The organism is Bacteroidota bacterium (genome assembly GCA_016721765.1).
Classification (GTDB): domain Bacteria; phylum Bacteroidota; class Bacteroidia; order UBA4408; family UBA4408; genus UBA4408.
Genome location: JADKHO010000002.1, coordinates 1,024,566 through 1,039,963, shown reverse-complemented (window position 1 = coordinate 1,039,963; position 15,398 = coordinate 1,024,566). Strand labels below are relative to the sequence as shown.

General features: G+C 34.6%; 7 protein-coding genes. 4 read left to right on the top strand and 3 right to left on the bottom strand.

The features are described 5' to 3' along the window. Position 1: 1 nt before the first annotated feature. Positions 2–2,158, top strand: coding sequence for a hypothetical protein (locus tag IPP32_12570; protein ID MBL0048917.1), 2,157 nt, complete (start codon positions 2–4; stop codon positions 2,156–2,158). 5 nt (positions 2,159–2,163) lie between these two features. Here IPP32_12570 and IPP32_12565 read toward each other — a convergent pair whose 3' ends face one another. The 3 genes from IPP32_12565 to IPP32_12555 are packed head-to-tail and all read right to left on the bottom strand — an operon-like array spanning position 2,164 to position 10,975. After that, a complete protein-coding gene (locus IPP32_12565; GenBank protein MBL0048916.1) occupies positions 2,164–3,687 on the bottom strand; it encodes a T9SS type A sorting domain-containing protein in 1,524 nt (507 codons plus the stop codon). A 59-nt stretch (positions 3,688–3,746) separates the two neighbouring features. Beyond that, positions 3,747–9,875 carry a PKD domain-containing protein gene (locus IPP32_12560; protein ID MBL0048915.1) on the bottom strand — a complete coding sequence of 2,043 codons (6,129 nt, stop codon included), beginning with the start codon at positions 9,873–9,875 and terminating at the stop codon, positions 3,747–3,749. A gap of 38 nt (positions 9,876–9,913) precedes the next feature. After that, positions 9,914–10,975 carry a hypothetical protein gene (locus IPP32_12555; protein MBL0048914.1) on the bottom strand — a complete coding sequence of 354 codons (1,062 nt, stop codon included), beginning with the start codon at positions 10,973–10,975 and terminating at the stop codon, positions 9,914–9,916. Between the two features lie 961 nt (positions 10,976–11,936). On the opposite strand from IPP32_12555, the gene IPP32_12550 reads away from it, so the two are divergent. From IPP32_12550 to IPP32_12540, 3 genes are all read left to right on the top strand, one after another. Then, positions 11,937–13,373: a hypothetical protein gene (locus tag IPP32_12550; protein MBL0048913.1), complete on the top strand. Its 1,437-nt coding sequence runs from the start codon at positions 11,937–11,939 to the stop codon at positions 13,371–13,373. Between the two features lie 138 nt (positions 13,374–13,511). Then, entirely contained in the window at positions 13,512–13,946 is a 435-nt protein-coding gene (dut, locus tag IPP32_12545) for a dUTP diphosphatase (protein ID MBL0048912.1), read from the top strand. 445 nt (positions 13,947–14,391) lie between these two features. Beyond that, positions 14,392–15,396, top strand: coding sequence for a nucleotidyltransferase (locus tag IPP32_12540; GenBank protein ID MBL0048911.1), 1,005 nt, complete (start codon positions 14,392–14,394; stop codon positions 15,394–15,396). The last annotated feature ends 2 nt before the right edge of the window (positions 15,397–15,398 follow it).

Here is a 15,398-nt window from a genome sequence, read left to right as displayed (position 1 = left end):
AATGCTGATAATTATTGATAATTTAAGTGACTTTCGCCAATTTTTTTCATGGAGAAAATTTCGCAACCAACTTACTAAGAAACAATGGGATGTAGTTCTTGCCTTAATTGAAAGTAATTGCACTGATTGGATTCAAGCATTTGAGAGCTGGTATTACTACTGGTTACTAGCAAACGCAGAGAGTAAACTTGAATCCTTGCCTAAAAGTGAAGATAAAATTAATGAAATAAATAGTTACAAGAAACAATTAAAAAGCACTCAGATATATAGTATTATCTATGATTGGTCAAATAGACAAAAAGTATCTGTTCAAAATTCTTTAAGTAACGGAATTAGTCCGGCAAGCCTTTTTAATAAAAGGGGTGGTCGGGGTGAAAGAAGAAACTCACTTCGTAAAATTATAATTTCCGATTTTCAATTATTTACTGATTTTTTTCCTGTTGTAATGGTAAGCCCATCGGTCTGTAGTTCGATTCTACCATTAAATGAAGGAATTTTTGATGTTGTAATTTTTGATGAGGCCAGTCAATTGAGGTTAGAAGATACATTTCCAGCATTGGTTCGAGGAAAAATTAAAGTTATTTCTGGCGATAGTCAACAAATGCCTCCATCCAATCATTTTCAAGGAGGAGTTTCTCTTATTGCACCATTGGAGGAGGAAGTAGACGAAGATTTAATACCGGAAAATAGAAATTTAAACCAACGTAATATTAATAATTCACTTGACCTTGCCGATAGTGAATCACTTTTAGTTTATGCCGAAAATTGCAGTTATAAGCAATCATATTTAAAAGTCCATTATCGTTCTCATCATCCCGATTTAATTGAATTTTCTAACCATGCTTTTTATGGAAAACGATTAATTCCAATGCCTGCCAAAATTGATTATACACCAATCCAATTTATTGAGGTAAATGGTGTATATGAAGACCAAGTAAACCGAGATGAAGCTAGGCAAGTAGTGGATATTTTATTACACCATATAAAGCCATTCAAAAATGGAAAATATCCTTCTGTTGGCGTTGCTACTTTCAATATTTACCAAAGAAATTTGATTTTGGAGGAAATTACGAAGGTTAGGCAGTTAAAGCCCGAATACGATAGAAAAATTGCCGATTTAGGATCAGATTTGTTTGTAAAAAATTTAGAGAATATACAAGGTGATGAACGCGACGTTGTTATTATTTCCACAACATTTGGTAAAAAAAGTGATGGCTCATTTCGCCAGCTATTTGGCCCAATTGTGCAGCGGAATGGATACAAACTTCTCAATGTGATTATTACGCGAGCTAAATATAAAATATATGTTTGTACATCAATCCCAAAGGATAATTATAATTTATACTCTTCTCTTCTTAAGGAAATGCAAAATAACGGTAGAGCCATTTTCTATTCTTATTTAGCATATGCAAAGGCTGTTAGTGAAAACAATAAAGAAACAAAAGAATCAATTTTGAATCAGCTCTATGAAAATTGCGAATCTAAATCTTATGAATTGGATCATAGTGTCATGGGGTCAGAATCACCTTTTGAAGATGAAGTATATTATAGACTAGCTGAAAAAATTGGTCAAAATCGATTGCAACAACAATTTAAAATTGGTGGTTTTAGAATTGATTTAATTGTTAAATCAAAAATTACAGGAAAACCTGTAATCGCAATAGAATGTGATGGTGCGAAGTATCATAGTAGCAATGAAGCATACGCATGGGATATGTTTAGACAAGCTCGACTTGAAGAACAAGGGTTTACATTTTATAGGATATGGTCAACAAATTGGTGGTATTCGGCAGAAAAGGAAATAAAGAATTTAATGGAGTTTATCTCAAAATTTGATACCGATGAAAAAATTGATTTAAGCGAAACAATTGATGAGTCTTTAAAAATGGAACCAATTGTTCCAATTACCTTGCGCCCGGAGGAAAAAAGGAAGGTGGATATTAATTCAATTGTTACAGTCAAAAACCCAGAAGGTAATTTAATAAAGGTTAAATTCAGTCGCACGCAGTCCAATCAAAATATAAAGCCTGATAATAACGGTCTAATTACTGTTTACGAAAAATCTCCAATAGCCTTAGCAATCATGAATCGAACCGAAGGAGAAGCTTGTCAATTAGGAATGTTAGAGCTTTATTATGAAATTATGAAAGTAGAATAAAATATTTAGTTTTTCTCGACCTTATAAACTTTAAAAAAGGAATCTCCTTCAATTGTTAAGAAATAAATGCCTGAAGGATAATTTGTCAAATCAATTTTGGTATTCAAATAAGAAGTCTGAGAATATACTTTCTGTTGATAAATATATTCGCCAAGGATAGATTTTAAAATAACTAAATATTTTGAGTTTAGATTAATTTGCATATCGATATTTATTTTATCAATTGTAGGATTTGGAAAAACCTCAATCTTTGGTAATTCAGATAGATTAGTTTTTCCGTTGCCAGTAATATTAATGGAAATACAATTTGAAGTGTCAATAACGCAACCTGCCTGATTTACTATTACTGAAAAATTACCATTATTGGTAATGTAAAATTTATTTGATGATTGAATTGGGTATACTACATTGCTATCACAATTCATGAATTGAAAAAGGGTTAAAGAATCATAGATATTATTTACTTTTAAGAATGGCAAGCCGCTAATGGAATCGGTATACGGAGATAATGAAATGGGAAGATTATTGGTTAAAAGTTCAGATTGAAAATGAATTTCAGCACCAGCAACTCTCTGAAAATACTCGATTACAAGATTGGTTTTTCCATTTAGACAAATACCATTCGGGAAATTTGAATTTGTGTTCATTTCCACGTATGTATGTTCTGTGAACATGTCAATTAACCATGTATTGCCGCCATCGATACTTAACCGAGCTCCATCATCAGCACCTAATGTAAAGCGATATAATCCAATCGGGAAATTTTCAACTCTATAAAGCCGAACGCTACAAATTGAAGAATAACCTTCCAAGCATTGAAAACTAGTTCCATCAATCATTGGGCCCACAGGACCAGGAATCAATCCATTTCCATTAGGCCCGAAAAATTTAAAATCAAAGCTCAAGGAATTTTTTTGAAAATAACCCTTGTAATTGGTCGATGAAAAAAAATCCTGTTGGGCAACTAATGCGGTTGTAATTAAAGGAGCTGAAGTAGTTGGTGTCCATAAATATGTGTGTCCTAGCCATTGATTATTTCCATGAGTCGTGTCGGAAATTGAATTTAAGGAAACATATTTTGGTGAAATTGTTATACCGTTGCACCCCACCGGAAGACTTAATGAATTGCTTGTAGTAAATGGAGCAGTCGATGCTCTAAATTTAATAGTATAGTTTTTTCCAAAAATTTGCGAAATAGGAAATTGGATTTCGAAGTAAATATCTGTAACATCTGTTGAAAATGTAAAAGGTCCATTTATCCATGGACCATTTGCACCAATTAAACTATATCGAGTGCTATTTATATATGTAACACCACTAGTGAATGAACCATTTCCATTTGATAATAGAGCTTGTACAACAGTTCCTGCAGCAAGCCCTTGAATATGAAATATTTTAAATACCTGAAAGTCTCCTGCACAAACATGCAGGCATCCAAAAGGAACGGGTTCACCAATATCAATGAATGCTGCTTTCGATTTTGAGTGAATTGAGATAAAAAGTACAACTAGAATGATGGCATTTCTCATTTTGCATATTTTTTTTAAATGTCGATTAATTCTGAATAATTAAATAAATAAAATTTAACTCAATTTTTCTCAACCTTATAAACTCTTAAAAAGGAATCACTTTCAATTGTGAGGAAATAAATCCCAGCTGAGTAATTAGCCATTTCAATTTGACTTTGGAGATTACCTTTGTCAGCAGCTTGTTCTTCTTTGAATAGTTCTTGACCAACCAGATTTTTTAACGAAAGTTTGATACTTGTATTTTCAATATTTGAAACTAAAATGTTAAGCTTGTTAGTGACAGGATTTGGAAATAGCTGAATAACTATATTATCATTTGTCTTGGGTATCATTCCAGTAATCAAATAGCAGCCGGATGTATCCGAGCAACCTCCCTTAGTTATGATAACAGAATAATTACCAGCTGCGGTTGAGCTGAAACTTTGATTAGTTGAACCAGCAATTGGCATAAATGAAGAGTTACAATCAAGCCATTGATAAATTGCTCCTGCTTGCAAAGACGATAGGGTTGAGCCAATTTGATTTATTGTCAAATTTAATGTGTCAATTGTTAAGTTAAGATTTATAGTACTATCGCAACCATTGGAATTTATAAGACTTTGCATAAAATTCCCTGAAGTGTAATAGATAATTCCATTTAAGGTATATCGTTCGCAAGATGTGATATTTATTTGACTTGAAGAGGGAGAATTAACAGTTAAATTAATTGTTAACGTGCTATCGCACCCAGCAGCATTTGTAAGAGTCTGTGTGTAAATTCCGCTTGCATTGTAGGAATTACCATTTAATAAATAACTATTACAAACAGTGGGACTGATTGAATTTGAATTTGCTAAAATGGTCAAGTTGATATTTATTGTACTATCACAGCCAGATGTATTAGTAAGGTTTTGACTAAAATTTCCGGCCATTGTATAAATAATTCCATTTAATTTAAAAGTATCACAAACAATTGGAGAAATAGAGCTTATGCTTGGTTCATTTATGGTAAGGTTTAGTGTTATAGTGCTATCGCAACCAAGCGCATTCGTTAGGTTTTGAAAATATGTTCCGGATGTAAAATAATTTTGCCCATTTAATGAAAAACTTGAACAGGCAATTTGGTTTAAAAAAGAAAAGCTTGGCTGTTGCAATGTTACATGAACAGTGTTTGAAGTAGCATTTCCAATGCAGCCCCCCGGATTAGTAACGATTACTGAATAATCTCCTGATTGATTAACATTGATACTTTGACCTGTCAAACCATTACTCCACAAGTAGCCGCTTCCAGAGCTTGCAGTTAAGGTGCTTTGACTTCCTTGACAAAATGAAACGCTGCCATTAGGAGAAATGGTAGCAACTGGGAAGCTATTAACATTTATAGTTATAATGTTTGAATTAGCTGTTGTTGAATTAGCGCAAATTGCATTCGAAGTAAGCACAATATTCACTTGGTCATTATTAGCAAGATTAGATAAAGTTAGATTACTTGAATTTGAACCAATTGGGCTATTATTTAAATACCATTGAAAAATAGGTGCATTTCCAGAATCGGTCGCAATAGCAGTAAAATTAACAGATGCGCCTTGGCAAATATTTGTATTGCTCGCTATTACTGAAACCGCAGGCGTAACACTTGGAGTTAATGTTACATTGGTATTTGCGCTTGTTGCACTGCAAATTCCCGCGTTTGTAATTGTAACATGATAGTTTCCGGATTGGGTTATATTAATTGTTTGTGTCGTTGCACCATTGCTCCACAAATAAGTATCGCCAGTGTTCGCAGATAATACTAATGGACTTCCTTCACAAGTTGATAAACTTCCATTAGGGCTAATTGAAGCAATAGGAATTGCGTGAACCGTCAATGGAATACTGTTAGAAGTGGCGGCTGGGGTTGAAGAACAAAATGCACTTGATGTAACTACCACTTTTACATAATCATTATTTGAAGGGTTGGCTAGATTATATGTTGAAGTATTTGTGGACACAGGTGCATTGTTCAAATACCATTGATAAATCGGATTATTACCTGCATTAAAGGAGCTAGCTGTAAATTGTACACTTGTGCCAGCACAAATATTTGTATTACTAGCAATAAGGCCAACTGATGGGGTTTGATTAAGTGAAAAAACAAGGCTTAAAGCGGTCGAAACTCCAGTGCAGCCTTGAACATTTGTAACTGAAACGGTATAGTTACCATTGGTTGTCGCATTGTAAGTTGGGTTTGTTTCATTAGCTATTGTTATACCGTTTTTATTCCAAACATAGCTATAACCAATTCCATTGTAATTTGAAGATAATGTATTTGATTGTCCAGCACAAGCAGTGTCATTTAAAGAGGTGTTTATAATTGGCGTCAGATTAGCTGCCACAATAATGTAATCAGTTTCAGTTTTAGTATCAGATAAATTGTTTCCGGTAGCAATTAAGGTTACAGTAAATGTTCCGGATGTTGTGTATGCATGAACAGGATTTATTGCAGTACTTGTTGCGCTACCATCACCAAAATTCCAAAGGTAGCTTGTTGCGTTTTGGCTTAGATTCGTAAACTGAATACTATTGTTTATACAAACGCTCGAATCATTCACGGAAAATCCAGCAATTGGACTTGCAACTTTATTAATGGTATCAGTTAAAACAACACTCCATAGTTCACCAATATCTTTGAATTGAACATGTATTTTATGAACTCCAAAAGAGAGATTGCTTGTATTTAAATTTGCGGTTAAATTCAATAATTGGGTTGATGGCGCAACAGGAATTGAAATCATTGCGTTAGTGTTACTGTCAAACCAATACCTGTATTCAACTATTTGATTTGGAGTGATGAAATTATTTCCAACTTTAATGAAGGAAGCACTTATAACGGAACTATATAAATCGCTACTTTCTTTAAATCGCAAGTTCACTGTATGAATCCCCATCGTTAAACCTGATGAATTAAGACTACTCATTAAGATTAAATCCGTTTGCCCGCTTATTGAATTTAGTTGTGCATTCGCGTAATCTGAATCGAACCAATATTCATATTCGGTAAGTGTGTTAGGAATATCAATATCATTACCTAATTTAACAAATGGAGCTGATGCTACTATACTATATAATCCATTACTCTGTTTAAATCTGTAATTTAAAGTATGAACCCCCATATTTAATCCGGATGAATTAAAATTGCTTATAAGATTAATAGCTGAAGAATTAGCAAATGAATTTGATTGAAGAGCTCCATAATCATTGTCAAACCAGTATTCGTATGTTGTTAACTGAATAGTATCGGATGAAGGAACCTGAGGATAAGCCATAAAACTTTGCGAGAAAACTTCACTAAAGTAACCAGCATCATCCTTTGTTCTAAAATGCAAAGTATGAATACCATTGCTTGCTGTTGGTAATCCAAGGGGAGAATTTATGTTCAGAAGGGCAATTGGACTAATCGTATTTTGAATCTTATTTGCAACATCATCATCTAACCAATATTCATAATAACTTATTTTGCGAATGTTAGATGCCGGAGGAGTTGGGTGTTGAACAAAAGTTTGAGTCTGCACCACACTCCATTTTTCACTAGCATCTTTAAAGCGAATATTTAAACTATGAACACCACCTGAAAGGCTTCCTGAATTAACTGTTGGAGAAAAGTTATAATTGATTTTAGGAATAATTGTTGAGTAAACCTTGCTTGCGTAATCACTATCAAACCAATATTCATATGCAACAATAGGTTGGATAATATTTATTGTTGGAATGTATGAAGTGTAATTTACGCTCCAACCGGCTGCATTAATACTAGTATCTGAAATAAACTCAATAAGCATTGCGCCTCCTGTTGAAGTAAGAAATGGAGGAATGGTTGTACCTGAAAAAGAACCAATTAATGCGGCATTATTATCAATTCCGTCATAAATATTTACAAAGTCTTTATTCGGTTGAGTATTAAAAGCAGAAAAATTTAATGTTATGGCATAAGCACCAACTGGATTTATTAGCCAAGAACAATTTGCATTATTTCCATAATTTAAATTTCCACTTCCATCTGAAAAGCTACCAGAAGACGCTGATAAATTTGTTATACCATTACAATAAGAAGCAGCAATTGTTGCGGTGTAATTTGCAGTCCAGCCGGCAGCATTAGTAATTCCATTTGTTATAAACCTTACCAAAACTGTACCTCCTGTTATGTTTATTGATGATGGAAGCGTGTTGCCAGAATAGCTTGCAACTAATGGTGATGAGGTTGTACCTCCTTTGTAAATTTTAATAGTATCTCCGGAATTACCTAAATCGAACTCAGTAAAACTTAAAGTAATACTTGTAGCGCCACTAGGTTGTATCTTCCATTTGCAATCAGAATTGCTACTATAATCATTGTTTCCGCTACCATCATTAAATGAACCTGATGATGAATTTAGCACCGTTGTACCCGAACAAAATGAAGTTAAAGCAGGTGTATATGTTACCTTAAATCCGTATGGAAAATATCTTGAATTATTAGTTGGGAATGCTGAAAGAACTATAAAATAATTATCAGCGGAAAGGGCAGGTGTATTCACATTTACAAAGCTTTTGCCATTGCTTGAAGTGCTATATACTGAAAGGAGTGAAGAATTAAAAACGTTAACATAGAATTGTGTTAATGGAATATTAAAAAGCTGAATATTCAAGTTTCCATGTGAAGGCACATTAATTTTATAATTATCAATATCTTTAAGGGAGCTGCTAACGCTTTGGTAACTAATAATTCCATAATTAAGTTGCCCAGAATTAATTTTGTAAGCATGATTATTCGCATTATCATTTGGTTCATCGATTCCTTGGATTATTTGTGCGAATTGTTTGGTCAATTCAATATGCCAAGGGTCCCAAGGTGGCCATGAGTTTCTTGGCTCTGGTAACATAAAGATTTCAGCATTAATAGGAAGTTGATTAGTAATATTTGCACTATTCTCTGAAACGACTCCATCACCATTAATGGGAGTTGGATCACCAGTTCCAATCAAACAAGAATAAGAAATATCATTAGGTATTGACTTATTATTAATACCTGTAATCAATTCGCCAATAGTGTCATTACAATTTACATCAACATTAACAAAATTGTTAAATAATTGGTCGTTCATAAAGGCTTGGTCTTCAAATCCACCGAAGAGAAAAGCACCATTATTAATTGAATAATAATAACTTGTTCTTAAGTCTCTTATTGCTTCTGAACCCAAATCATAACCAACTCCAAAAATATTTGGAATATCAATAAATGAAATATTAGTTCCTCCGTGAGGTGTCCCGATGGAACAAAGCTTCACAACATGCTTTTTACCATCACTTGCTTGAAAAAGATTTGAGTTTTGTAAGTATTCTCTAGCAGCAAGTCCTCCCATACTATGACAAACAAGAATTACTTTATCTCTTCCTGTTTTTTGAAGCACATGACTAATTGCGTCTTGCACAGCTCTACCTTGCTTTGCAATCGCTGCTTGGTTGCTTTCATAACTGTTATTATATGGTCCTGTTCCGCTTGGATTAACAGCAAAATTAATTGTATAAAAATCACAATTAGGATTTATTATATGATTACTTGATTCATCTGTAAAATCGTGATAATCTGAATTAATTTCTGAGGTTGATAAATTTCCATCATAATTCAAACAAAAATCCATTTTACCCCCATATGACCAACCATAAAAATCTTGCAACGAATCTTTAAGATTATCCCAAGTTGTGTTATCGCTCATGTAACCATGAATGAAAATAATTGGATAAGGAATATTTTGCTCAGCCCATGCTGCAAGATTTACTTGAATAGCATTTGAAACAGCTTCATTATTAAAATAATCTGATTCAACACAAGATCCTAGGTGGTTTAATTCAATAAAAAAATAATACGGCCCACTAGTGAATGTATAGGGAATTGGATGTACAAATTGTATATTGCTTGAGGTTGCGCCTGCAGGGATTGACTCAAGAGAAATATCAGCAAAATAAATTGCATCGTTATAATTAGTTGTTGTGGAATAAAAGATACGTGTTCCGCAAATAGAAGATGCGGTGTTACCAATATTTTGAACACTCATTGTAATTGTAATTCTTTCTCCAATATGAGGGTTGCTTGGGTTAATGCTTAAACTGCCAGGTACAACCTTTAAATCAGCCTGCGCAAAAAGCAGCTGAGATATTAAAATTGCGAATAAAAGTGTAATTACTTTTTTCAATCTGATTACAATTAAGAAGTTGAATGAATCAGAAATTATTAACGGTCTTGAGCAGCAACTTTTATATTAACTGGTAAATTACCACCAGCACCTGTTGACGAATTAATATTTGAAAATCGGATGTGGGGATTATTGGGTAATGCCCCTTCTTTCCACGGATTGGTGCCACCATAAATGCCAATATCTGTGCCGTCTTCACCGGCATTGTGTGCATTGCTTGTATTTACAATGTGATAATTGTTTGAATTGACATAAGTGCCTGTATTATTTATATTCGTAAAAATTATTGAAACGTTTGCAACAACCTGATTATTTGAATAATCATTTGTAGCTCCATATTGACCTTGGCTTAAAGTTGCTAATGAAAAATTATTTTTAAATAAGCTGTAATTAATTGAATTTGAAGTAAAACAGCATGTAAAATTTGCAATGAAATTATTTTTAACTATCAAGTTTTTAACGTAGTTTCCTGAATAGGAATAAAATGTTAATCCATTAAGATAACAATTGCTTATTGTTCCATAAGAATTTCCTGGAGGACCATTGGAAGCCTGATTACCATCCACGTAAAGTGTATTATAGATAATGTTATTTGAAACATTAAAATTTGACGATGCATAAATATTGCAATTATTGTTAATTACATTATTTAATAAACATGTGCTTCTTGCTTTTGAATAGATTCCTATCTGAGTAATATAATTAAACTGAAAAGTAAGATTATCTATATAATTAGCGCAAGAATCTGCACCAACATAAATAGCTGAAAGAAATTTACAACCGCTTATAAAACAATTGTTTGCTCCACTAATGAAGTGAAATTTAGGATTTATTTGAGTAATTCCAGTTGCCATAGTTGAATCTGAAAGAGCACCGGCTCCATATATATTAAGTCTTTTATTTATCAATATGGTTTGGCTTTGTAATCCCCATGTGCCACCAGGAATATATATGTAATCCCCATCTGTTGATGCAATGATTGATGTTTGCAAATCGGTAAAAAAACTAGCAGTACTACCATGTTGCAGGGTTATTAAATTTTGTGATTGTACTGATATTCCGAACAGCAAAACAAACACAAATGCAAATACCTTTTTCATCGATTTATAGTTTAGAAAGTGAAAATAATTAAGAATGTAGATACTAATTTAGTATTTATTTGTAATCGAAGCACTTAAGTCGGTGTAATTCAGAATGCTTCTAAAGTGGAAGTTGTTTTTGAACTGCTGAATAAATAAAACTCAAGAAGTTGTACCTATGTTGTACCCATCAAAAACAAAAAGCCCCTCAATCTCTTGAAAGGCTCATCATCAGAAGTGATCCCGGCGCGATTCGAAAGCGCGACCTACTGCATAGATGGTAGTACAATATTTTTCAAAAAGTATTTCATGCATATAAAAAAAGGAAGAGCAACATTTGTTGCTCTTCCTTGTAGCGGAGACGGGAGTTGAACCCGTGACCTCAGGGTTCTTGTCTTCCTTAATTTTCATTAAGGCAAGGACTATCTCACCACCTTCAGCATTACCTGTTCAGGTGTAGGGCTTTCTAGCTGGTTATTAAGGGAACTATATCCCTCCAGTAGTCTCTGCACCTTCCGGAAGTGTACTTCCGGCTTGGCTCATGATTGCCATTTCAACTTTTATTTTAAGCTGAAGAAGGTTTCCATGAATTAACCCCATTCTCACCATCTTTTTTCAAAGATGGGGCACAATAACTGTCGTCACTATGAATCCTGCGCTCTAACCATCTGAGCTACCCCGCCATTGAATTTTGCAAATGTTTAAGCTATGTTTAACCCCTTTTGCAAAATTGGTTATAATTAACTGATAAAGAACGTATTACAATCAAATCTCGCAGGGTTATGAATCCTGCGCTCTAACCATCTGAGCTACCCCGCCATAATGAGGTCTTATTTTTTTGAGGGCGCAAAGATAGTACAATTTCATTTTTATCAAAATTTATAAGCATACCATTCACGTATTTTTTGTTGGGAAGGCTCGTGTAATGAGGCATGCGTGACTTTTTCTGCGCATTATTCGGATTAATACTATTTTTGGTTGAATGAAATACCCGCTGCAACTTCTTTTTTTGACTTGTTTCCTTATAGTTGGAGCATTCGGGCTTTTACACCACGAAATTTGGCTCGACGAGGCACATGCATTTGTGCTTTCGCGCGATTGTCAAAGCCTTAGCGATTTATTTCACAACAGCACCTACGAAGGTCATCCGTTGCTGTGGAATGTGCTCTTGTTTTATCCCCTTCAATTATGGCCTAAAATTGCTACCATGCAAGCAATACATCTCTTCATTGCGCTGCTGAATGCTGCATTCATCCTAAATTTTGCACCCTTTAAATCCTATCAAAAAGTTCTGCTTTGTTTCTCTTATTTTTTATGCTACGAATACTTGGTCATAAGCCGCGACTATGGACTGTCGCTTTTCTTTTTGATGTGTTGTTTAAAACTGGTTACCGCGCCGCATAAAAATTATGCATTGTTGTTCATTTGTTTGGCAGCACTGGCCAATACACATCTATTTTCATTAATTATTTCGGCTGTGCTAATGTTTTTGTTATTCCTTGATAAACAGGAAAGAAATGCAATATTAGCTCAAAGCAAATACAAAGTGTCACTGCTTTTTTTTGTGTTAGCAGCCTTGTTTGCCCTGTATCAACTAAAAGTTCCTTCCAACCATTTTGCATTTAGCTACGATACCACCAATTACTTATCGCTTAAGCGAATGGCTAAAGCCTTTGTGATTTGTTGGAAGGGTTTGTTTCACTTTCCGGATGTAATTGCATACAACAATTGGAATTCAAATTTTTTGGTTAATCATTCCAAATCTCTCGCCACCATTGCCTCTTTTGGGGCATGGTTAGTTCCATACTTTGTTTTAAAAGGCGATAAGTTTGCTGTAAAGTTATTTTATTTCTCAGCGCTTATTATTGCAGCAAGCATTTACCTATCGCCCATCATGGTGAGTGTGCGGCATTGCGGTTTTTTGTTTATGTTATTGATAGCAGGCTATTGGATTAAATGCTCCAATTCACATCCTGAAAAAAATGGGGGAGTGGCTTCACTAGTTTTTACCTTTTTGCTTGTGCCTTCTGTGTTAGCGGCAGGTGTGCTGTATGTGGAAGATTATAAATATTCCTTTTCAAGCGGAAAAGATGCAGCTGCTTACCTTACAAAATACTTGGATCAGGAAAAAATTCCACTTCTAGCTCAAAATACCTCTATTCCTGTGTATTCAGCTTACACCGGTAATACAGCAATCAGCGTCAATTCATTTGAGGCCGAGAGTTTTTGCCATTGGCAGGATGATCCGTTAATCATTAAACATACTGATTTTTTTGCCACGTTTGCAGTTGTATATGCACAAGAATCATTTATCTTCGTTAGTGTTGCTTTGCCAGGATGCCATTCCAATTCGATTCGGTGGTGGACCGGTAAGAACAACCTTGCTGATGGATTTCAACACAGCCATCGTCAAACCTGAATGCTATAAGGTGTATCGCATTGATTTAAAATAATTAAAAGCGGCAATTTTTTCAACCAGAAAATGCTTAAAACATTTATGTTAAGCCGCACTTTTATTGCTGATTTATTAATAGTTTTGAGCTTTACTATATAAGCTATGAATATCAAAGTAATCAATCATTCCAATCATGATTTACCCGAGTATGCCACGCTTGCTTCCGCAGGAATGGACCTCAGAGCTTGGCTCAAAGCTGAGCTTACTCTAAAACCTATGGAACGAAGTCTGGTGCCAACGGGTTTGCACATCGAATTACCTATTGGCTATGAAGCCCAAATTCGCCCGCGAAGTGGCTTGGCTTATAAACAAGGAATAACTGTGCTTAATTCTCCGGGTACAATAGATGCCGATTATCGCGGAGAAATTAAAGTTCTTTTGATAAATTTGTCAAACGATGTAGTACGTATCCAAAACGGTGAACGTATAGCTCAATTGGTAGTAGCTAAGCACGAAAGGGTAGAATGGCAAACAACTCAATCGCTCGAAGAAACCGAAAGAGGAGCCGGAGGTTTTGGCCACACCGGAAAAAATTAAACACCCGGCTATAGTTACAGGAAAAAAGAGGTTAATAAAAAATATATTTTAAACTCAATAAATATCATAATCATTTTAACAGATCAGCGTTCCTCTCCACCCCCTGCCCGCGCCAGCGGGGGATAGTAATGGTCCGCTACTGAATAAATTGAATCAAGAAACTAAATAACTAATTGAAACAACAATTCGCTAATTCATCTAAAAAATCAATAAAAAATCATAATCAACTTAATAAATCAGCGTTCCTCTCCACCCCCTGCCCCCGCCAGCGGGGGATAGTAATAGTCCGCAACTGAACAAATTGAATCTAAAAACCAAAAACCAAATAACCAAATAACTCAATAACTCTAATATCTAATATCTAATATCTAATATCTAACATCTAAAATCTCAATACTCAATACTCAATACTCAATACTCAATACTCATATCTCAAATAAAATCTATGAAAATAATAGTACCAATGGCCGGAATGGGCAAACGTATGCGCCCGCACACACTTACAGTACCTAAACCCTTGTTGCCAATTGCCGGTAAACCAACTGTGCAACGTTTAGTTGAAGACATTGCAAAAGTATGCAACGAAAAAATAGAAGAGGTGAATTTTATAATTGGCCGTTTTGGTGCAGAAGCAGAAGCGAATTTGATTAAGGTTGCCGAAAGCGTTGGTGCCAAAGGAAAAATTTCATATCAAGACGAGGCCTTGGGTACTGCTCATGCCATTTTATGTGCAAAGGAATCCTTGAAAGGAAAAGTTATTGTGGCTTTTGCCGATACTCTGTTTAAAGCAGATTTTAAGCTCGACGAAGGAAACGATGGTACCATTTGGGTGCAAAAAATTGAAGACCCACGCATGTTTGGTGTGGTGAAAGTGGATGCCAATAACATCATTACAGATTTTGTGGAGAAGCCCGAAGAATTTGTGAGCGACCTTGCCATTATTGGAATTTATTATTTCCGCGACGGCGAATATCTCCATAAGGAATTGCAATATTTAATTGATAATAACATTATGGAAAAGGGCGAGTACCAATTGACAAATGCCCTGGAAAACATGAAACAACAAGGCGCTAAATTTATTCCCGGCCGTATTAGCGAATGGTTAGATTGTGGAAACAAAGATTCATCCGTTTTCACCAATCAACGCTACCTCGAATACATCAAGGATGAAAAACTCACAGCTGCTTCTGCAAAAATCAACAATTCTATAATTATTCAACCTTGCTTTATTGGCGAAAACGTGGAGCTGAAAAATGCAGTTGTTGGACCACATGTTTCTATCGGTAACAATAGTGTCATAAGCAATTCTGTAATTAAAAACAGTATTGTTCAAACCAATGCTAAAATTTCAAATGCAGTTATTGAAAATTCTATGTTTGGAAATTTTGCCGTTTATACCGGAAAAGCACATGATTTAAGTGTGGGCGATTATAATGTTATAAAAGGTTAATC

Excerpts from the sequence above, each read along its gene's own strand:
- IPP32_12570 (MBL0048917.1), top strand. The coding sequence starts at position 2 with ATGCTGATAATTATTGATAATTTAAGTGACTTTCGCCAATTTTTTTCA.
- IPP32_12565 (MBL0048916.1), bottom strand. The coding sequence starts at position 3,687 with ATGAGAAATGCCATCATTCTAGTTGTACTTTTTATCTCAATTCACTCA.
- IPP32_12555 (MBL0048914.1), bottom strand. The coding sequence starts at position 10,975 with ATGAAAAAGGTATTTGCATTTGTGTTTGTTTTGCTGTTCGGAATATCA.
- IPP32_12550 (MBL0048913.1), top strand. The coding sequence starts at position 11,937 with ATGAAATACCCGCTGCAACTTCTTTTTTTGACTTGTTTCCTTATAGTT.
- dut (MBL0048912.1), top strand. The coding sequence starts at position 13,512 with ATGAATATCAAAGTAATCAATCATTCCAATCATGATTTACCCGAGTAT.
- IPP32_12540 (MBL0048911.1), top strand. The coding sequence starts at position 14,392 with ATGAAAATAATAGTACCAATGGCCGGAATGGGCAAACGTATGCGCCCG.